This is a genomic window from Serratia sp. 22278, assembly GCF_052045405.1.
In the GTDB taxonomy this organism is placed as follows: domain Bacteria; phylum Pseudomonadota; class Gammaproteobacteria; order Enterobacterales; family Enterobacteriaceae; genus Serratia; species Serratia marcescens.
Genome location: NZ_JBQEOW010000007.1, coordinates 191,933 through 213,441, shown reverse-complemented (window position 1 = coordinate 213,441; position 21,509 = coordinate 191,933). Strand labels below are relative to the sequence as shown.

The 21,509-nt window shown below is 60.1% G+C and carries 14 protein-coding genes; 5 read left to right on the top strand and 9 right to left on the bottom strand.

Annotated elements, in window-relative coordinates:
- Window positions 1-293: 293 nt before the first annotated feature.
- The 4 genes from ACTJJ6_RS15155 to ACTJJ6_RS15140 all read left to right on the top strand — a co-directional run bounded on the left by ACTJJ6_RS15155 (window position 294) and on the right by ACTJJ6_RS15140 (window position 6,730).
- Entirely contained in the window at window positions 294-1,634 is a 1,341-nt protein-coding gene (locus tag ACTJJ6_RS15155) for an MFS transporter (RefSeq protein WP_016929055.1), read from the top strand.
- A gap of 375 nt (window positions 1,635-2,009) precedes the next feature.
- Window positions 2,010-3,701, top strand: a complete 1,692-nt coding sequence (gene hutU, locus ACTJJ6_RS15150; protein WP_025159649.1) for a urocanate hydratase — start codon at window positions 2,010-2,012, stop codon at window positions 3,699-3,701.
- Entirely contained in the window at window positions 3,698-5,233 is a 1,536-nt protein-coding gene (gene hutH, locus ACTJJ6_RS15145) for a histidine ammonia-lyase (protein ID WP_016929057.1), read from the top strand. The genes hutU and hutH overlap by 4 nt, the downstream gene beginning before the upstream one ends.
- 102 nt (window positions 5,234-5,335) lie before the next feature.
- The gene (locus tag ACTJJ6_RS15140; RefSeq protein WP_440802661.1) at window positions 5,336-6,730 is read left to right on the top strand and encodes an amino acid permease; all 1,395 of its coding nucleotides are present in this window, start codon (window positions 5,336-5,338) and stop codon (window positions 6,728-6,730) included.
- A 37-nt stretch (window positions 6,731-6,767) separates the two neighbouring features.
- On the opposite strand, the gene ACTJJ6_RS15135 is transcribed toward ACTJJ6_RS15140, so the two are convergent.
- The 9 genes from ACTJJ6_RS15135 to rlmD form a co-directional block, all read right to left on the bottom strand.
- Window positions 6,768-7,964: a methionine gamma-lyase gene (locus ACTJJ6_RS15135; RefSeq protein WP_440802664.1), complete on the bottom strand. Its 1,197-nt coding sequence runs from the start codon at window positions 7,962-7,964 to the stop codon at window positions 6,768-6,770.
- A gap of 30 nt (window positions 7,965-7,994) precedes the next feature.
- The gene (locus ACTJJ6_RS15130) at window positions 7,995-8,399 is read right to left on the bottom strand and encodes a hypothetical protein (RefSeq protein WP_164095550.1); all 405 of its coding nucleotides are present in this window, start codon (window positions 8,397-8,399) and stop codon (window positions 7,995-7,997) included.
- The gene (locus tag ACTJJ6_RS15125) at window positions 8,396-9,586 is read right to left on the bottom strand and encodes an NAD(P)/FAD-dependent oxidoreductase (protein ID WP_440802668.1); all 1,191 of its coding nucleotides are present in this window, start codon (window positions 9,584-9,586) and stop codon (window positions 8,396-8,398) included. The genes ACTJJ6_RS15130 and ACTJJ6_RS15125 overlap by 4 nt, the downstream gene beginning before the upstream one ends.
- Before the next feature lie 298 nt (window positions 9,587-9,884).
- A complete protein-coding gene (eno, locus tag ACTJJ6_RS15120; RefSeq protein WP_004932670.1) occupies window positions 9,885-11,180 on the bottom strand; it encodes a phosphopyruvate hydratase in 1,296 nt (431 codons plus the stop codon).
- 81 nt (window positions 11,181-11,261) lie between these two features.
- Entirely contained in the window at window positions 11,262-12,899 is a 1,638-nt protein-coding gene (gene pyrG / locus ACTJJ6_RS15115; protein WP_004932674.1) for a glutamine hydrolyzing CTP synthase, read from the bottom strand.
- A gap of 393 nt (window positions 12,900-13,292) precedes the next feature.
- Entirely contained in the window at window positions 13,293-14,156 is an 864-nt protein-coding gene (locus ACTJJ6_RS15110) for a hypothetical protein (RefSeq protein ID WP_176063667.1), read from the bottom strand.
- Window positions 14,157-14,227: 71 nt separating this feature from the next.
- Window positions 14,228-15,022, bottom strand: a complete 795-nt coding sequence (gene mazG / locus ACTJJ6_RS15105; protein WP_049300183.1) for a nucleoside triphosphate pyrophosphohydrolase — start codon at window positions 15,020-15,022, stop codon at window positions 14,228-14,230.
- 102 nt (window positions 15,023-15,124) lie between these two features.
- Entirely contained in the window at window positions 15,125-17,356 is a 2,232-nt protein-coding gene (gene relA, locus ACTJJ6_RS15100; protein ID WP_004932686.1) for a GTP diphosphokinase, read from the bottom strand.
- A 9-nt stretch (window positions 17,357-17,365) separates the two neighbouring features.
- Window positions 17,366-18,715, bottom strand: coding sequence for a 23S rRNA (uracil(1939)-C(5))-methyltransferase RlmD (gene rlmD, locus ACTJJ6_RS15095; protein ID WP_049300182.1), 1,350 nt, complete (start codon window positions 18,713-18,715; stop codon window positions 17,366-17,368).
- A 66-nt stretch (window positions 18,716-18,781) separates the two neighbouring features.
- Here rlmD and barA point away from each other — a divergent pair, with 66 nt between their 5' ends.
- Window positions 18,782-21,508 (top strand): two-component sensor histidine kinase BarA, encoded by a 2,727-nt coding sequence (barA, locus tag ACTJJ6_RS15090; RefSeq protein ID WP_049300180.1) that lies wholly within the window; start codon window positions 18,782-18,784, stop codon window positions 21,506-21,508.
- Window position 21,509: the final 1 nt, after the last annotated feature.

Below are 21,509 nucleotides of genomic sequence, written 5' to 3'. Positions count from 1 at the left end.
TCGCAGATTCCGGCTCGGCGACCAAACGGCCAAAATTGTATTAAATTTTTTCCTCCGCGCCGCCGCCAGCATATCTCACCGCCAATGGCGTTCATTTAATTTGTTAACCGGTATTAGGCCTTTCATCCGCGGTGCAACCTGCTCCACAGAAAACAACACGCAGTTAACAAATAAGATAATTATATTTGACATAAAGCGCCGACGCGCAGATGTATATACAAGCAAACACAAGCCGAGCATCAGTTTCGGCCACATACTATTCATCACGACTACATCTGCGTTTAGAGGGTGCCATGACTCATTCCACCAGCGAGTTAAACATTCAACAGGCCATCGACGACAGCAAGTTTTCGCTGTTTCACTGGACACTGATCGTTCTCGGATTCCTGATCCTCGCCATCGACGGTTTCGATACCGCCGCCATGGGCTATATCGCCCCCTCGGTCGCCAAAGACTGGGGCATCGTGAAGCAGGATCTGGGGCCGGTGCTGAGCGCCGCGCTGCTGGGGCTGTCGCTCGGCGCGCTGATAGCCGGGCCAATCTCCGACCGCATCGGCCGCAAGCGCGTGCTGGTGTTTTCCTGCCTGTTCTTCGGCCTGTCGAGCCTGGCCACCGCCTACGCCGGCTCGCTCAATAGCCTGACGCTGTGGCGTTTCCTCACCGGCCTCGGGCTGGGAGCGGCGATGCCCAACGCTATCACGCTGATCTCCGAATACGCGCCGCAGCGCTGCCGTTCGCTGGCGATCAATACCATGTATTGCGGCTTTCCGCTGGGCGCGGCCGGCGGCGGCGCCATTTCATCGTGGCTGATCCCGAGCTACGGCTGGCACAGCGTGCTATTGCTCGGCGCCATTGCGCCGCTGGCGTTGACGGTTTTGCTGATCCTGCTGCTGCCGGAATCGGTCAAATATATGGTCAACCGCGGGCAGGATGCGGCGAAGATCAAACGCATCGCGCAACGCTTCGTCAGCCAGAGCCTCGACGGCGTGACGCGTTTTTACCTGTACGAAGAGAAGCTGACGCAGGCCAAGACCAGCGTCGGCCTGCTGTTCAGCCGCCCTTACCTGCTCGGCACGCTGATGCTGTGGGTGACCTACTTCATGGGGCTGGTGATCTATTACGTGCTGCTGAGCTGGATGCCAATCCTGATGCAGGGGCTGGGCTATCAGCTGGAACAGTCGGCGATGCTCACCTCGCTGTTCACCTTCGGCGGCACGCTGGGCATCCTGGTGGCCGGCTGGCTGATGGACCGCTGGAATGCGCACAAAGTGGTCTCGAGTGGCTTTGTCGTCACCGCCCTGCTGATCGTGGCGATGGCCACCGAAGACAAGCAGATCGTGCTGCTGGGCGCCTTCATCTTCCTGATGGGCGTCACCATGAACGGCGCGCAGTCCGGGCTGCAAACGCTAGCGGCCACCTTCTACCCGACCCACAGCCGCGCCACCGGCATCGCCTGGATGCAGGGCATCGGCCGCTTCGGCGGCGTCGCCGGCACCATGATGGGCGCCCAACTGCTGGCGATGCAGTGGGAAGTGCAGAGCATCCTGATGTTCCTGTGCGTACCGGCGCTGATCGCTGCCATCGCCACGGTGTGCAAGATGAGCCGCAAGCCGATGCTGCAACCGGCCGCCTGAGCCTGGCAAGCCCGCCCACGGCGGGCTTTCTTCCCGCGGTGATAGGGCTTGTTTATCCTCCGCCGCCAACTGTAATCAGTCTGTAAAAATATTGTGACTAGCCGCCCAAAAATGAGTCAATTTTAATTCATTTTTGCCGAACAGCTCACTTTTCTCCGGCTTTTCGCACATGAAGCCGGTGATAAAAAATCGCATATCAACCTGATATAAAAAGAAAATAACTTTTTCTTATGCCACTTTTCAGCGGCAACTGGTCAGTGTTGCATATGCTTGTACATACAAGTATATGTTAATAAGCCCTACGCATTGTTATGCCGTGGTACTCATCCCCACCGCGGCATGGAATCTGCACCGATACTGTTTGAGGAAAATGCTGTGACTACAAATAACAAAGTTCGCAATGTCGATGTACGCGCGCCACGCGGCACACAATTAAACGCAAAAAGCTGGCTGACCGAAGCGCCGTTACGCATGCTGATGAACAACCTCGATCCTGAAGTTGCGGAGAACCCACATGAGCTGGTGGTGTACGGCGGCATCGGCCGCGCCGCGCGCGACTGGGATTGCTACGACAAGATCGTCGAAACCCTGAAAACGCTGGAAGAGGACGAAACCCTGCTGGTGCAGTCCGGCAAGCCGGTCGGCGTATTCAAAACCCACAGCAACGCGCCGCGCGTGCTGATCGCCAACTCCAACCTGGTGCCGCACTGGGCGACCTGGGAACACTTCAACGAACTGGACGCCAAAGGCCTGGCCATGTACGGCCAGATGACCGCCGGTAGCTGGATCTACATCGGCAGCCAGGGCATCGTTCAGGGCACCTATGAGACCTTCGTCGAAGCGGGCCGCCAGCATTACGACGGCAGCCTGCAGGGGCGCTGGGTGCTGACCGCCGGTCTGGGCGGCATGGGCGGCGCGCAGCCGCTGGCCGCCACGCTGGCGGGCGCCTGCTCGCTGAACATCGAATGTCAGCAGAGCCGCATCGATTTCCGTCTGAAAACCCGCTACGTCGATGAGCAGGCCAAAGATCTGGACGACGCGCTGGCCCGCATCAAAAAATACACCTCAGAAGGCAAAGCCATCTCCATCGCCCTGTGCGGCAACGCGGCGGAAATCCTGCCTGAGCTGGTGCGCCGCGGCGTGCGCCCGGACATGGTCACCGATCAGACCAGCGCCCACGATCCGCTGAACGGCTATCTGCCGAAAGGCTGGAGCTGGGAAGAGTATCGCCAGCGCGCCCAGACCGAGCCGGCCAAGGTGGTCGCCGCCGCCAAGCAGTCGATGGCCGATCACGTCAAAGCCATGCTGGCGTTCCAGCAGATGGGCGTGCCGACCTTCGACTACGGCAACAACATTCGCCAGATGGCGAAAGAAACCGGCGTCGACAATGCCTTCGACTTCCCGGGCTTCGTGCCGGCCTACATCCGTCCGCTGTTCTGCCGCGGCATCGGGCCGTTCCGCTGGGCGGCGCTGTCCGGCGATCCGCAGGACATCTACAAAACCGACGCCATGGTGAAAGAGCTGATCCCGGATGACGAACACCTGCACCGCTGGCTGGACATGGCGCGCGAGCGCATCAGCTTCCAGGGCCTGCCGGCGCGCATCTGCTGGGTTGGCCTCGGCCAGCGCGCCAAGCTGGGTCTGGCGTTCAACGAGATGGTTCGCCGCGGCGAACTGTCCGCCCCGATCGTCATCGGCCGCGACCACCTGGATTCCGGCTCCGTTTCCAGCCCGAACCGTGAAACCGAAGCGATGAAAGACGGTTCCGATGCGGTTTCCGACTGGCCGCTGCTGAACGCCCTGCTGAACACCGCCAGCGGCGCCACCTGGGTTTCCCTGCACCACGGCGGCGGCGTCGGCATGGGCTTCTCCCAACACTCCGGCATGGTGATCGTCTGCGACGGCACCGACGAAGCCGCCGAGCGCATCGCCCGCGTGCTGCACAATGACCCGGCTACCGGGGTCATGCGTCACGCCGACGCCGGTTACGATATCGCTATCGACTGCGCCCGCGAGCAAGGCCTGAACCTGCCGATGGTTGCCGCGACCCAAGGAGAAAAAGCATGAAAGCGCTGACTATTCGCCCGGGCAAACTGACGCTGGCCCAGCTACGCGACGTGTATCAACACCCGGTGACGCTGACGCTGGACGACAACGCCTATGCCCCAATCCAGCGAAGCGTGGCCTGCGTGGAACGCATCGTTGAAGAAAACCGCACCACATACGGCATCAACACCGGGTTTGGCCTGCTGGCTTCGACGCGCATCGCCCGCGACGATCTGGAAAATCTGCAGCGCTCGATCGTGCTGTCACACGCCGCCGGCGTGGGCGAGCCGACCGACGACAATCTGGTGCGCCTGATCATGGTGCTGAAGATCAACAGCCTGTCGCGCGGCTTCTCCGGCATTCGCCTGGAAGTTATCCAGGCGCTGATCGCGCTGGTCAACGCCGAAGTCTATCCGCATATCCCGCTGAAAGGCTCAGTCGGCGCCTCCGGCGATCTGGCGCCGCTGGCGCACATGAGCCTGGTGCTGCTGGGCGAAGGCCAAGCGCGCCATCAGGGCCAATGGCTGCCGGCAACCGAAGCGCTGGCCAAAGCCGGCCTGAAACCGCTGACGCTGGCGGCGAAAGAGGGCCTGGCATTGCTGAACGGCACCCAAGTCTCCGCCGCCTTCGCGCTGCGCGGCCTGTTCGACGCGGAAGACCTGTTCGCCGCCGCGACCGTGGCGGGCAGCCTGACGGTGGAAGCGGCGCTGGGCTCCCGCAGCCCGTTCGATGCGCGCATCCACGAGGTGCGTGGCCAGCGCGGCCAGATCGACGCCGCCCTCGCCTACCGCCACCTGCTCGGCGCGCGCAGCGAAGTCTCCGACTCGCACCGCAACTGTGAAAAAGTGCAGGATCCTTACTCCCTGCGCTGCCAGCCGCAGGTAATGGGCGCCTGCCTGACGCAGATCCGTCAGGCCGCCGAGGTGCTGGAGATCGAAGCCAACGCCGTCTCCGATAACCCGCTGGTGTTCGCCGAGCAGGGTGACGTGCTGTCAGGTGGCAACTTCCACGCCGAACCGGTGGCGATGGCCGCCGATAACCTGGCGCTGGCATTCGCCGAAATCGGTTCGCTGTCCGAGCGCCGCATCTCGCTGATGATGGACAAACACATGTCGCAGCTGCCACCGTTCCTGGTGGAGAACGGCGGCGTGAACTCCGGCTTCATGATCGCTCAGGTCACCGCCGCGGCGCTGGCCAGCGAAAACAAAGCGCTGGCGCATCCATCGAGCGTCGACAGCATTCCGACCTCCGCCAACCAGGAGGACCACGTTTCCATGGCGCCGGCCGCCGGCCGCCGTCTGTGGAGCATGGCGGACAACGTGCGCGGCATTCTGGCGGTCGAGTGGCTGGCCGCCTGCCAGGGCCTGGATTTCCGCAACGGCCTGAAGACCTCGGAAGGTCTGGAGCAGGCGCGCCGTCTGCTGCGCGAGCATGTCAGTTTCTACGACAAGGATCGTTTCTTCGCCCCCGACATTGAAGCCGCCAGCCAGCTATTGGCGGCCGGTCACCTGACATCGCTGCTGCCTGCGGCGCTGCTGCCTAGCCAGGCATAATCATCACACACTGAATCACGCAGTTTGTTCTGCCCCGCCGGGTGCGTTCCACCCGGCGCGGGCAGCGCGTGCCTGTTCGGCAAACACTTAACGGGAAGCAACATGCGTAACGAAACGACACAACTCAGACGCGGACTAAACGCGCGGCATATCCGTTTCATGGCTCTCGGCTCGGCGATCGGCACCGGCCTGTTCTACGGCTCCGCCGGCGCCATCCAGCTGGCCGGCCCGGCGGTGCTGCTGGCCTACCTGGTGGGCGGCGCGGCGGTATTCATGGTGATGCGCGCGCTGGGTGAAATGGCGGTGCATCAGCCGGTTTCCGGCTCGTTCGGCCACTACGCCAGCCACTATCTCGGCCCGCTGGCCGGGTTCCTCACCGGCTGGACCTACACCTTTGAAATGGTGATCGTCGCCCTGGCGGACGTCACTGCCTTCGGCATCTATATGGGGCTGTGGTTCCCGGACGTCGCCCAGTGGGTCTGGGTGCTCAGCATCATCCTGTTTATCGGCGCGCTCAACCTGTGCAGCGTCAAGGTTTTCGGCGAGCTGGAGTTCTGGCTGTCGCTGGTCAAGGTCGCCGCCATCGTGGCGATGATCGTCGGCGGTGCGGCGGTGATGCTGTTCGGTTTCGGGCAAGCCCAGCACGCCACCGGCATCAGCAACCTGTGGCAGCACGGCGGCTTTATGCCTAACGGCATTGGCGGCGTGGTCGCGTCATTAGCGGTAGTGATGTTCGCCTTCGGCGGCATCGAGATCATCGGCATCACCGCCAGCGAGGCGAAAGACCCCGCCAACGTGCTGCCGAAGGCGATCAACGCCGTGCCGGTGCGCATCCTGCTGTTTTACGTGCTGACGCTGACGGTGCTGATGGCGATCTATCCGTGGAACAGCATCGGCCAGAACGGCAGCCCGTTCGTTGAGATCTTCAGCAACCTCGGCATCAGCTCCGCCGCCAACGTGCTGAACGTGGTGGTGATCACCGCGGCCATTTCGGCCATCAACAGCGACATCTTCGGCGCCGGCCGCATGATGTACGGCATGGCGCAGGACGGCCAGGCGCCGCGCAGCTTCACCAAGCTGACCGCCAGCGGCGTGCCGTGGATGACGGTGCTGGTCATGTCAATCGCCCTGCTGCTGGCGGTGGTGCTCAACTACCTGATCCCAGAGAAGGTCTTCATGATCATCGCCTCGATCGCCACCTTCGCCACCGTCTGGGTGTGGCTGATGATCCTGCTGTCGCAGATCGTCATGCGCCGCACGCTGTCGCCGGAAGAAACGCGTCAGTTGAGCTTCCCGGTGCCGTGGTGGCCGGTGGCGCCGGCATTGGCGACCGCCTTTATGGCGTTCGTCATCGGCCTGCTCGGCTACTTCGAAGAGAGCCGCATCGCGCTGTACGTCGGGCTGGTGTGGATCGCGTTCCTCACCGCGGCTTACTGGCTGTGGGTGCGCAAAAAAGGCGGCGGTTCGCCGGTGACCACCGCGACGCAACAGATGTAACGCTCGCTTCGGCCAAAACCCGCTGCGGCGGGTTTTTTTATTGCGCCTGCGCCAGCGCCTGCAGGATATCCGCCTGCAGATCGTCAAACGCCTCCAGCCCGGCGGACAGCCGCACCAGCCCCTCGCTGATGTGGTGCCGTTTCCGCTCTTCCGGCGTGTAGGCCGAGTGCGTCATGCTGGCCGGGTGTTGCGCCAGGCTTTCGCAATCGCCCAGGCTGACCGCGCGCAAGATGAGCTGCAGCGCATTGAGGAAGCGAATGCCCGCACGCATTCCGCCCCGCAGTTCAAACGCCAGCATGCCGCCGGGGCGCGCCATTTGCCGCCGTGCCAACGCATGCTGCGGGAAGTTCGCCAGGCCGGGGTAATACACCCGCTCGATCGCCGGATGCTCCGTCAGCATCTCCGCCAGGCGCTGCGCGTTATCGCAATGACGATCCATGCGCAGCGGCAAGGTTTTCATCCCGCGCAGCACCAGCGTGGCATCCTGCGCCGACAGTACCGCCCCGTTCATGTCCTTTAGCCCCTCCAGACGGATCGCCTCGGCCAACGCCTGACGCGTCACCGCTATCCCGGCCAGGAGATCGCCGTGCCCGCCGAGGTACTTGGTCGCCGAGTGCACCACGATATCGGCGCCTAACGCCAGAGGCCGCTGCAGATAGGGCGTACAGTAGGTGTTGTCCACCAGCAGCAACGCTTGATGCCGATGGGCGATCTCCGCCACGGCGGCGATATCGATCAAGCGCATGTTGGGATTGGCCGGCGTTTCGCAATACACCAGCCGGGTATGCGGCCCCATGGCCGACGCCAGCCGCTCCGGCCGGGTCAGGTCAACGTGGGTTATCTTGACGCCAAAGCGCGCCAGACCATGATGAAAGTAGCTGAAGGTGCAACCATAGACGGTTTCATCGACAATCAGCTCATCACCCGGTCTGAGCAGCGTCCAACAACACGCGGTGATCGCCCCCATACCGGAAGCGAACGCCACCGCCGCCTCCCCCTCCTCCAGGTTGGCGATGCGTTGCTCGAGCAGGTTTAACGTCGGGTTGGCGATGCGCGAATAAAAGTACCCCGGCTCGGTGCCGGCAAAGCAGGCGCCGCCGTATTCCGCCGTGGGAAAAGCAAACGTAGAGCTCATAAACACCGGCGGAGACAGTGCCCCCTGATACCGTTGAGGATCGTAGCCGTAATGAATAGCCCGGGTGGCAAAGTCGTGGCCAACTGCTGTAGCGGACATAACACAACTCCTTACCTGAGTGGGTGAAGCTTAATTCGACGATTCATCTGACAGGGCTGACGGCAACGCGCTGTCTCGCGTGCGCTGGCCGATGATTTGTAAAGTACGCAGCAGCAACGTTAACCCCAGCAGGGTATCCGGCTGCTTCAGCAAGGCGTACAGCGCGCGAAAACTGGCCGGCGGAGGATTCAACTGCAGCTCGCTGTGCGCCATCTGCAGCGCCGTTCCGCCTTCCCAGCCGAGGGTCACCAAACCTTCAAAGACGCCGGCCAGTTTCTCCACCAGCGCGTTGTCGGCAATATCCACCACGTCCGACAACAGCGACAACAGATCGACCACGTTATCCAACCGGCCGCCCGCCAGCAGCGGCTGCAGTTTCTCGAGCAACGCCGCCAATGATTGCAGGTCCGCCGCATGCACCGTGCTTTCCGTCATATCAGCCCCCTTACCGTGGCCCAGTAAAGGCCGCGGTTAAACCCATTGCGCAGCATGCCGCCCACCTTGGTGGCGGGCGTCGGCAGCACGTCGTGACGGTAGTCGTACACCAGCGGCATGCCGGCATTCAGCCCCATTTGCGCAACCGCCTGCACCTTGCCGTCATAATGGCTCACGGTTTGGCCCAGCCGCATTTCCGCCACGATGTTGTCGGCAATGACCGGCGCCTGATTATGGCAAGAGCCGCCGGCCTTGCTGACCGGCAAATCCACGGTATCGCCTATGACATACACGCCCTGCTGGCCGTAGACCTGCAGCGTTTGATGATCGGTCGGCAGCCAGCCTTCACCGTTTTGACTCTCGCTCAACCCGGTATTGCGCACCGCCTCGACTGCGCGAATCGGCGGCGTCGCCATCAGAATGTCGAACGGCTGCTCTTCCCCCTCAGCGGAATAGGCGACGTTACGCTGGGCGTCTACCCGGCTGAGGGTAAACCCTCGCTGGTGGCGAATGTCGCGCGCGGCAAAAATGGCGGGCAGCGCTTCACCGGTCGGGCGCTGTAAAAACAGGCAGTTACGCAAGAGTTGAGAAATGGTCGGATAGGTGTACACAATCTCCACCGCCTTGCGCACGCCGCGCCGCCGCAGGTAGTCATCCAGCATCAGGGTGGTTTCGATCGGTGCGATGCCGCACTGATGGGGCACGTTGGGCGTTTCAGGGAAGGACACGGTAATGAAAATGCGGCCTTTCTCGATCGTCGCCAATTTATGCGCTAACCGCCTGGCGGCCTGATACTGGTAAAAATGATCGCCCGCCTGCGCCAATCCTTCGATGCGCTCTGGCCAAGGTACGCAGCCGGTGGCGAAAACCAGAAAATCATAGGAATAAAATTTACCGCTTTGCGTAGCTATGCTTCGCTGTTTTAAATCGAAAGATTCCGCCTTATCAATAATAAACTGTATTTCGGGCCGCAATAAACTCCGCTGTGAGCGCGTGAGCTCTTGCTTGAAAAAAGTATTGAACGCCACATACATAAACGCCGGCTTGTAATAATGCAGCGGTGAATCCGATATCATTAATAACTCGACTTTATTATTAATAATTTCCCGGTGCAATTTTGCGGCCAATAAATTGGCCAGGATGGTGCCGCCGGTTCCGCCGCCGACAATGATGATTCGCTGTCGCATCAAGCCCTCGCTCAACCGGCCAGCAAGCCGGCAGTATTAAGGTATGGTGATGATGAAGGTCTACGGCAGAACGGCGAAAAATAAACTGCCTTATTGGCAGTCTAGTAACGAATAGTTATAAAGCAAATAAAATGGGAATATAAAATAAACGCATTCACTATCTTTAATGAAATTATCGGGTTAAACAAAACCACGCTTTCAATGAAAAACTTATTATTAAACTGACAATCATCACGAATTTAAAACATAAAAAAACCCGCCGCAGCGGGTTTTTATTTAGCAACCGAATCGGTCGAACTTATTGGCCTTTAACTTCTTTCAGGCCGTTGAACGGCGCACGGTCACCCAGCGCTTCTTCGATACGGATCAGTTGGTTGTACTTGGCAACGCGGTCAGAACGGCTCATGGAACCGGTTTTGATCTGGCCAGCCGCAGTCCCTACCGCCAGGTCGGCGATGGTCGCGTCTTCGGTTTCACCGGAACGGTGAGAGATCACCGCAGTGTAACCGGCGTCTTTCGCCATCTTGATAGCTGCCAGGGTTTCGGTCAGAGAACCGATCTGGTTGAACTTGATCAGGATGGAGTTAGCGATGCCTTTCTCGATGCCTTCTTTCAGGATCTTGGTGTTGGTCACGAACAGATCGTCGCCAACCAGCTGGATTTTGTCGCCCAGTACTTTGGTCTGGTAAGCGAAGCCCGCCCAGTCGGATTCATCCAGGCCGTCTTCGATAGACACGATTGGGTACTGTTTGGTCAGCTCTTCCAGGAAGTGAGTGAACTCTTCGGAAGTGAAGGCTTTGTTACCTTCGCCGGCCAGCACGTATTTACCGTCTTTGTAGAATTCGGAAGCCGCGCAGTCCATCGCCAGAGTGACGTCTTTGCCCAGCTCGTAGCCCGCCGCTTTTACCGCTTCAGCGATAACCGCCAGCGCTTCGGCGTTGGAACCCAGGTTTGGCGCATAGCCGCCTTCGTCGCCCACGGCGGTGTTCATGCCTTTGGCTTTCAGAACTTTCGCCAGGTGGTGGAACACTTCAGAACCGATGCGCACCGCTTCTTTCAGGGTCTTCGCGCCAACCGGCTGAATCATGAATTCCTGAATGTCGACGTTGTTGTCAGCGTGCTCGCCGCCGTTGATGATGTTCATCATCGGCAGTGGCATGGAGAATTTGCCTGGGGTGCCGTTCAGTTCAGCGATGTGCTCGTACAGCGGCATGCCTTTAGAGGCTGCGGCCGCTTTCGCTGCTGCCAGGGAAACCGCCAGAATGGCGTTGGCGCCGAAGTTGGATTTGTTTTCGGTGCCGTCCAGCTCGATCATGATCTTGTCGATGTTCGCCTGGTCTTTGGCATCTTTACCCAGTACTGCCTGAGCAATCGGACCGTTTACTGCAGCAACGGCTTTCAGTACGCCTTTACCCAGGAAACGAGACTTGTCACCGTCACGCAGTTCCAGCGCTTCGCGGGAACCGGTAGAAGCACCTGACGGCGCAGCAGCCAGGCCGACGAAACCGCCTTCCAGATGAACTTCGGCTTCAACAGTCGGGTTACCGCGGGAGTCGATGATTTCACGACCGATGACTTTAACGATTTTGGACATTAGGTTTTCCTCAGTACAAGTTAAACTAAAACTCCAGACAAACAGCGCGCGGTTCTCACCGCGCGCCGCCTACCAAATATGTTATTTCACCTGGCGCTTCTGATGCTCGCCTGCGGCTTTCACGAAGCCGGCGAACAGCGGATGCCCATCACGCGGCGTAGACGTAAATTCCGGGTGGAACTGACAGGCTACAAACCACGGGTGATTCGGCAGTTCAATGATCTCAACCAGCTTGTTGTCGGCGGAACGACCGGCGACACGCAGCCCTGCGGCTTCGATCTGCTTCAACAGCATGTTGTTAACTTCGTAACGGTGACGGTGACGCTCGACAATGGTCGGTTCGCCGTACAACTGACGCACCAGGCTGTTGTCGCTCAGGTTGCACTGTTGGCCACCTACGCGCATCGTGCCGCCCAAATCGCTTTCTTCGCTGCGCACTTCGACGTTGCCGTCTTCGTCGCGCCATTCGGTGATCAACGCCACCACCGGGTACTTACAGTCTGGCATAAACTCGGTGGAGTTGGCGTTTTCCATCCCCGCCACGTTGCGAGCGAACTCCATCAACGCCACCTGCATGCCCAGGCAAATGCCCAAGTAAGGAATGTTGTTCTCGCGCGCATAGCGCGCGGTCATCACTTTGCCTTCCACGCCGCGGTAGCCGAAGCCGCCCGGGATCAGGATCGCATCCAGCCCTTTCAGCACTTCCACGCCGCGCGTTTCCACGTCCTGCGAGTCGATCAGCTTGATGTTCACGGTCAAACGGTTTTTCAGCCCGCCGTGCTTCAGCGCTTCGATTACCGACTTGTAGGCGTCCGGCAGCTCAACGTATTTGCCGACCATACCGATGGTCACTTCGCCGCCCGGATTGGCTTCTTCGTAGATCACCTGTTCCCATTCGGCCAGGTTGGCTTCCGGCGCGTTCAGGCTGAATCGTTTACAAATATAATCGTCCAGCCCCTGAGATTTCAATAGGCCTGGGATTTTATAAATAGAATCAACGTCTTTCAGAGAGATAACCGCTTTTTCCGGCACGTTGCAGAAAAGCGCGATTTTAGCGCGTTCGTTAGCAGGAACCGCGCGATCGGAACGGCAAATCAGCACATCAGGCTGAATACCGATGGAAAGCAGCTCTTTTACGGAATGCTGGGTCGGCTTGGTTTTCACTTCGCCCGCCGCCGCCATGTACGGCACCAGCGTCAGGTGCATGTACAGCGTGTGCTCGCGGCCCACTTCCACCGCCATCTGACGGATGGCTTCGAGGAACGGCAGCGATTCGATATCGCCGACGGTGCCGCCGATTTCCACCAGCACCACATCGTGGCCTTCGCCGCCTTCGATGATGCGCTCTTTGATCGCGTTGGTGATGTGCGGAATGACCTGCACGGTCGCGCCCAGATAGTCGCCGCGGCGTTCTTTACGCAGCACGTCGGAGTAGATGCGGCCGGTGGTGAAGTTGTTGCGACGCGACATTTTGGTGCGGATGAAGCGCTCGTAGTGACCCAAATCCAGATCGGTTTCTGCGCCGTCTTCGGTGACGAAAACTTCCCCATGCTGAATCGGGCTCATGGTGCCCGGATCCACGTTGATGTACGGGTCCAGTTTCATGATGGTAACGTTGAGGCCACGGGCTTCAAGAATAGCCGCCAGAGAGGCTGCGGCAATGCCTTTACCCAGAGAGGATACGACCCCGCCGGTCACAAAAATATAATTAGTTGTCATGCTGAACCTGAGAGTTTAGGTTTAAAGACGATGGAAGAACCAGGACGGGAAAGTAGTATACCCGAACCTCTCCTGACCTACAAACGATCGTTTTGCTGTCCATCATCTCGGCCGCCCTCCCGTGTTCATCAGGGTTTACTCCGCCGGCGCCGCATAAACCCTCCAGGAAATACAAAGAGTTAGCGGAGAAAGTTTCTTTTTACCGCCCCTCTCGAGCGATAAAACGCCTTAGATTTCAGTTTGTTGGCCTTTTGCTGCCGACGGCAGCCATGCGCCTGTGACCTGACCGCAAGCTTAACCGTTTCAGCTTTCGTGAACCTTGTCGTCGATCAACATTGTAGCGGCGGTTCAGCTTCCCTAAACCCGATTAGCCTGGGATCGAGGAGCATCGGATTAACGACTGATGTAGAGCATGCGTTCAGGCATATCAACAATCACACGATGCCCCCGCATAAAGCCCATCCCCAGCAGACCATCAAAACCCAGCGCCTCAGACGTTGGGCCTTCGGTAACGATGGCCAAATCGTTGTGATGCCGGCCCCGGCGATCGGTCAAGGTGAATCTGGTCACTCGGCAATCCAGGTTCTCAGCCTCAGGCTCAATGGAGCGACAGCCGGAAAACAAGAGGCCAGCCGGCAAGCCTGCGGCAAACAAAAGAGAATGGCTGGCGCCGGTATCAACAATCAGGCGCAACGGTTTATTGCCAACGAAGGCCGTCACGCTCAGCCCCTCATCGGTCTGTTCGAATGGATATGAAGCCCATATTGCAATGTCTGAAGGCAGATGAGTCAACATTTGCAAGCGGTCGTTTTCGAAGTCCATCAGCACCTTTCGATCGCGGAACAACCCAAGCCCCATCACTTCACTTACCGGCACCTCGTTTCCCAGGCTGAGTCCCCAGGGCTTAAAACTCACCGCTTCGACGTCGTTAAACGGGATATTGCCAATAAACAGCCGACTAATCCGCCAGGCAGACACCTGATTTTCACCGCCAGAGAGATCTCTCAGCCGCCGAGGCGCCAGCTGCACCGCCTTCAGACTCGGTTGCGCGACCAGACGCTCCAGATCGTGTTGATAAAGGTGTATCCCTTCTGCGCTGCCGGTATCCAGCATGAGCGTGTGTAACCGGTTATCGATCTGCACATCGACTAATGGCAGCCTGCGCTCATCATACCGCAGCCGCCCAACATCAGCAGGAGGAGACGCCGTGCTGAAACCGGGGAAAAAACAGGCTAAAAGCATTAGCCTCTTGATCATGACGCCACCTTCCCTTGTCTGCGTGGAACGTCCTTCATGTTCACCCCGGCGCCATGAACGCCGGAAGCGCATCAGATTTCAGATTTCTTCACCTGCTGCCAGGCGTCTTCCATCTGCTCCAGCGTGGCGTCTTCAAGCCGCAGCCCGCGTTGCTGGACGATCGCTTCCACCTGGCGGAAGCGACGTTCGAACTTGCGGTTCGCCGCCTGCAGCGCATTCTCCGCCTTGTGCCCCAGATGGCGCGACAGGTTCACCGTGGCGAACAGCAGATCGCCGATCTCCTCTTCCAGCTTGCTCTCATCGACCACCGCCTGGCGGGCTTCGTGCATCACTTCGTCGATCTCTTCATACACTTTGTCCAGCACCGGCCCCAGGGTATTCCAGTCGAAGCCGACCGAGGCGCAGCGTTTTTGGATCTTGTGCGCCTTCATCAACGCCGGCAGCGCCTGCGGAATGTCGTCCAGCACCGAGTGCAGCGCTTTTTCGGCGCGCTCGCCGGCCTTCAGCTGCTCCCAGCGCGCCGCCACGGCTTCGCTGTCTCCCGCCTCAGCGTCGCCGAAGATATGCGGGTGACGGCGCTCCAGCTTGTCGCTGATGGCGGTGCACACCTCATCGAAATCGAACAGCCCCTGCTCCTGCCCCATCTGGGCATAGAACACCACCTGGAACAGCAAATCACCCAGTTCGTCGCGCAGATCGGCGTAGTCCTGCCGCTCGATGGCATCCAGCACTTCGTAAGTCTCTTCCAGCGTGTAGGGCGCGATGGTGGCGAAAGTTTGCTTGCGGTCCCATGAGCAACCGACCTGCGGATCGCGCAGCGTTTTCATGATGTTCAGCAGGCGCTGCAGCGGAGTGGATTGGGTCATAAAAAATCTCTGAGAAAGAATGAGGGCGCATGGGGGCGCCCACCGAATTCATGGATCTCGGGCCGTATCGATGGCGCATACGGCCCGAAAGGCGATGTGGGCTTAGTTGCCGTGCAGACGCTTGGCGTCTATCACGTCCGGCAGCTGGTTCAGCTTCGCCAGCACCCGGCTCAGCACCTGCTGGTTGTAGATTTCGATATCCATGTCGATAGTGGCCAACTGTTTCTTGGTGTCGCTGCGGCTGGCGACGCCCAGCACGTTGACCTTTTCGTTGGCCAAAATGGTGGTAATGTCGCGCAGCAGCCCGCTGCGATCGTTGGCCATCACGCGCACCACCAGCGAATAACCGCTGGAGTAGCTTTCGCCCCATACCGCATCGACGATGCGCTCCGGCGCGTGCGATTGCAAATCGACCAGCTGATCGCAGTCCGCACGGTGGATCGAAATACCGCGCCCCTGGGTGATAAAGCCGACGATGTCGTCGCCCGGGATCGGCTGGCAGCAGCGGGCGATGTGGTGCATCAGGTTGCCCACGCCCTCCACCACCACGCGGCCGTTATCCTTGTTGCGGGCCGGCGGCGGCGCTTTCTGCTGCACCAGCTGGCGCAATGCCTCGCGATCCTGCTCTTCGGCGCTCGGTTTGTTGAACTTGCCCTGCAGGTAATTCACCATCTGGTTCAGGCGAATGTCCCCGCCGCCGATCGCCGCCAACACCTCGTCCAGCGAGTTCATGTTGTAGCGCGGGATCAGCAGCTTTTCGGCCTCTTTCAGACTGATGCCGAGATGTTCCAGTTCGTTGTCCAGCATCTGGCGGCCGGCGAGAATGTTCTTGTCGCGATCCTGCTTGCGGAACCAGTTGTGGATCTTCGAGCGCCCGCGGCTGGTGGTGACATACCCCAGGTTCGGGTTCAGCCAGTCGCGGCTCGGGTTCGGCTGTTTCTGGGTGATGATCTCAATCTGATCGCCCATCTTCAGCTGATAGGTAAACGGCACGATGCGGCCGCCGATCTTGGCGCCGATACAGCGGTGACCGACGTCGCTGTGAATGTGGTAGGCGAAATCGAGCGGCGTAGAGCCGGCCGGCAGATCCACCACGTCGCCTTTCGGGGTAAATACATAGACCCGATCGTCGAACACCTGGCTGCGCACTTCGTCGAGCATCTCGCCGGAGTCCGCCATTTCTTCCTGCCAGGCGATCAGCTTGCGCAGCCAGGCAATGCGTTCTTCGTAGCCGGAGCGCACGGTCACGCCCGCGCCCTCTTTGTACTTCCAGTGCGCGGCCACGCCCAGTTCGGCGTCTTCGTGCATTTGCCGGGTGCGGATCTGAATCTCGACGGTCTTGCCGCGCGGCCCCAGCACCACGGTGTGGATCGACTGGTAGCCGTTCGGTTTCGGGTTAGCGACGTAGTCGTCGAACTCATCCGGCAAATGGCGGAAGTGGGTATGCACGATGCCCAACGCCGCGTAGCAATCCTGCAGGCGCTCCGCCACAATGCGCACCGCACGCACGTCGAACAGTTCGTCGAACGCCAGGTGTTTTTTCTGCATCTTGCGCCAGATGCTGTAGATGTGTTTCGGCCGGCCGTAAATCTCCACCCGAATGCCTTCGTTGGCCATTTCTGCGCGCAGCCCGGCGACGAAATCGTCAATGAACTGTTCGCGATCGATGCGGCGCTCATGCAACAGCTTGGCGATGCGCTTGTATTCTTCCGGATGCAGGTAGCGGAAGCAGAAATCCTCCAGCTCCCACTTCAACTGGCCGATGCCGAGCCGGTTGGCCAGCGGGGCGTAGATGTTGGAACACTCTTTCGCCGCCAGCACGCGTTCGTCTTCCGGCGCGTCTTTCACCTCGCGCAGGTGGGCGATGCGCTCCGCCAGCTTGATGACCACGCAGCGGAAATCCTCCACCATCGCCAACAGCATGCGGCGCACGTTGTCGACCTGTTCGGAGGCCATCGAGTCGTTTTGGGTGGCTTTCAGTTGGCGAATGGCGTCCATATCGCGCACGCCGTGCACCAGCGCGACGATCCCCTTGCCGAACGCTTCGGTCAGGGTCTCTTCCTGCACGATGCCGGCGTCCACCAGCGGGAACAGCAGCGCGGCGCGCATGCTGTCATTGTCCATGCTCAGCGTCGAGAGAATTTCCACCATCTCCAAGCCGCGCCACAGCAGCAACGAGGCGTCAGGATGGTTTTGGGTCTGCTGCTCACAATAACGCCAGGTTGCGGCCAATCGCTCACATGACTGCGGGTTAGGTAGCCCCAAGCCGGCGATCCACTCATCGAGAGCGAACTCACCCGCCGTATTCAGATGTGCACTTCTTACCGCAACCATAACTTCTCCCTACTTTGCAGCGACCTCTGGCGCACGCTCGTTGATAAACAGCGCCATTGATTCAAGATGCCCCGTGTGCGGAAACATATCCAACATCCGCACGCGCGCAAGACGATAACCGGCATTCAACAGCACGTTGCTGTCGCGAGCCAGCGTGGTGGGGTTACAGGAAACATACACCACCCGCGCCGGCGCCAGTTTTACAATGTGTGACATCACCCCGGCCGCACCGGCGCGGGCGGGATCCAGCATCACCTTATCAAACCCTTGTGCTGCCCAAGGTTGCCGCGCAACGTTGTCCTCCAGATTCTCATGGAAGAACGACGCATTATTCAGCTTATTCTTATGTGCATTATATTGCCCATTCGCTACCAGCGTGGCAACACCTTCGATGCCCACCACCGCGGCGGCGCGGCGCGCCAGCGGCAGGGTGAAATTACCCATGCCGCAGAACAGGTCCAGCACCCGATCATTGGGTTGAATGTCGAGCCATTCAAGGGCCTGCGCCACCATTTGTTGGTTTACGACGTCATTGACCTGAATAAAGTCGCGCGGACTGAAGTCTAAGCGTAGCCCGTCAACCTGATAATACGGCGTTTCACCGCACAGTTTTTCCACCCGTTCGCTGTCCGGCGCCAGATAAACGGCGACCTTTTCCCGCTCGCCAAACGCCAACAGCGCCTGCCGATCCGCCTCTTTCAGCGCGTCGAGATGACGCAGCACCAGCAGCGGGCCGTTATCCGCCAGCACCAGCTCCACATGCCCCAGCCGCCGCACCGCCTGCAGCCCGCTCAGGCAGGCGCGCACCGGCGACAGCAGCTGTTCCAGCTCCGGCCGCAGCACCGGGCAGTGCTCCACCGCCACCAGCTCGCTGGAGGCCGCCTGGCGAAAGCCCATCATCAGGCGCTGCAGCTTCGGCTGCCATGCCAGGCTCAGGCGGGCGCGGCGGCGATAGCCGTATTCCGGGCCGGCGATCACCGGTTCCTGTTGCGGGGTTACGCCGGTTTCGCGGGCGATCATGCGCACCAGCGCCGCCGCCTTGCTCTGCTGTTGCAGCGCCTCATCAGCATGTTGCTGCTGGCAGCCGCCGCACACGCCAAAATGCGGGCAGCGCGGTTCTACCCGCTGCGGGCTGCGGCTCAGCAGGCGTTTGAGCTTGCCTTTGGCGAACTGGCGCTTGTCTTCGGTCAACTGGATTTCCGCCTGCTCGCCCGGCAATACGCCCGGCACGAACACCGCTTTGCCGTCGTGGCGCGCCACGCCCTGGCCAAAAGGATCGAGATCGCTCACCGTCACGGTGAAGATTTGTGAGCTCTGCCGGGTCGTCACGCGGCGTTTGGGAGAGTAGAATTGCGCCATATTTGTCGATTGTGTGCTGGTTCATTAAGCTAGTGTCAGCTGTCAATTCTCCCACATTGGAATCCCATGACCAAATACAGCCTGCGTGCGCGCATGATGATCCTGATTCTGGCCCCGACCTTGCTGATTGGTTTGCTGCTCAGCACCTTCTTCGTGGTGCACCGCTATAACGAGCTGCAGGAGCAACTGGTCGACGCCGGCGCCAGCATCATCGAGCCGCTGGCGGTGGCCAGCGAGTACGGCATGACGTTCCGCAGCCGCGAATCGGTCAGGCAGTTGGTCAGCCTTTTGCACCGCCGCCATTCGGACATCGTACGTTCGATCACCGTGTTTGATGCGCAGAACAATTTGTTCGTCACCTCCAATTATCATCACAACTTCGCTCAGCTGCAGCTGCCGAAAGGCGTGCCGTTGCCCACCGATCTGATGCTCACCCGACGCGGCGATTCGCTGATCCTGCGCACGCCGATCCTGTCGGAAAGCCAGTATCCGGATGAAACCGCCGACGGCGGCAGCCACCCCGACAACAACCTGGGCTATGTGGCGATCGAGCTGGATCTGCAGTCGGTGCGGCTGCAGCAATATAAAGAGGTCTTTGTCTCTACCCTGCTGTTGCTGCTGTGCATGTGTATCGCCATCCTGTTCGCTTACCGGCTGATGCGCGACGTGACCGGCCCGATCCGCAATATGGTGAACACCGTCGACCGCATCCGCCGCGGCCAGCTCGACAGCCGCGTGGAAGGCTACATGCTCGGCGAGCTGCACATGCTGAAAAACGGCATCAACTCGATGGCGATGTCGCTTACCGCCTATCACGAAGAGATGCAGCAGAACATCGATCAGGCCACGTCAGACCTGCGCGAAACGCTGGAGCAGATGGAGATCCAGAACGTCGAACTGGATCTGGCGAAAAAACGCGCGCAGGAGGCGGCGCGCATCAAGTCCGAATTCCTGGCCAACATGTCGCATGAGCTGCGTACTCCGCTCAACGGCGTGATCGGCTTCACCCGCCAGATGCTGAAAACCGATCTGAGCGCAACCCAGACCGACTATTTACAGACCATCGAGCGCTCGGCCAACAACCTGCTGACCATCATCAACGACGTGCTGGACTTCTCCAAGCTGGAGGCCGGCAAGCTGGTGCTGGAGCATATTCCGTTCGCCCTGCGCGAAACGCTGGACGAAGTGGTGGTGCTGCTGGCGCCCAGCGCACATGACAAAGGGTTGGAGCTGACGCTGGATGTGCACAACGACGTGCCGGAGCAGGTGATCGGCGACTCGCTGCGCCTGCAGCAAATCATCACCAACCTGCTGGGCAACGCCATCAAGTTCACCGAAACCGGCAATATCGACATTCGCGTCGAGCTGCGCAAACAGCTGGATCGCCGGGTGGAAGTGGAAGTGCAGATCCACGATACCGGCATCGGCATCTCCGAACGCCAGCAGTCGCAGCTGTTCCAGGCATTCCGCCAGGCGGACGCCAGCATCTCCCGCCGCCACGGCGGCACCGGGCTGGGGCTGGTGATCACGCAAAAGCTGGTGAAAGAGATGGGGGGCGATATCTGCTTCCACAGCCAGTTGAACCGCGGCTCGACCTTCTGGTTCCACATCACGCTGGATCTGAACGAGGGCATGCTGTCGCTGGCGCCGAGCCTGCCGGATCTGAACGGCAAAACGCTGGCCTATATCGAGTCCAACCCGACGGCGGCGCAGGCGACGCTCAACATGCTCAGCGTCACGCAACTGGTGATCACCCACTCGCCGACGCTGGGCCAGTTGCCGCCAAGCCACTATGATTTCCTGCTGGCCGGCGTGCCCATCCCGTTCCGCGACAACATGGCGCAGCACGAGGACAAATTGCTGGCCTCGCTGAAGCTGGCCGATCGGGTCATTCTGGCGCTGCCGTGCCAGGCGCAAATCGATGCCGAGCTGCTTAAACAACAAGGCGCGCTCGGCTGCCTGATCAAGCCGATCACCAGCACCCGACTGTTCCCGATGCTCCGGATGGAGGCGCCGGCACGCCTCACCGCGCAGCCTGAGCGTAAACGCCTGCCGCTGACGGTGATGGCGGTTGACGACAACCCGGCTAACCTGAAGCTGATCGGCACGTTGTTGGGGGAACAGGTAGAAAAAACCCTGTTGTGCGAGAGCGGCGAGGAAGCGCTGGCGCTGGCGCGCGACAACGTGCTGGATCTGATCCTGATGGACATTCAAATGCCGAAGATGGACGGCATTCACGCCAGCGAGCTGATCCGCCAACTGCCGCATCACAACTCCACGCCGATCGTCGCCGTCACCGCCCATGCAGCCAGCGGCGAGCGCGAGCACCTGTTGCAGGCCGGGATGGACGACTACCTGGCCAAGCCGATCGACGAGAAAATGCTGACCCGCGTGCTGTCGCGCTATCACAGTGGCGAAATGGAAAACGCCGTCGCCGACGACGCGCCGCTGTCGCTCGACTGGCCGCTGGCGTTGCGTCAGGCGGCCAATAAACCGGATCTGGCGCGCGATCTGCTGCAAATGCTGCTCGATTTCTTGCCGCAGGTGCGCGAACGGGTGCAGGCGCTGCTCGACGGCCAGCATGACGACGAAATCCTCGATCTGGTCCATAAGCTGCACGGCAGCTGCAGCTACAGCGGCGTGCCACGCCTCAAGCAGCTGTGTTTCTACCTCGAGCGGCAACTGCGCCAGGGCGTCACCAACGACGAACTGGAGCCGGAATGGCTAGAGCTGCTGGATGAGATTGAACTGGTGATCCACGCGGCGCACGCGCATCTGACGCAGCCTGCCTGAA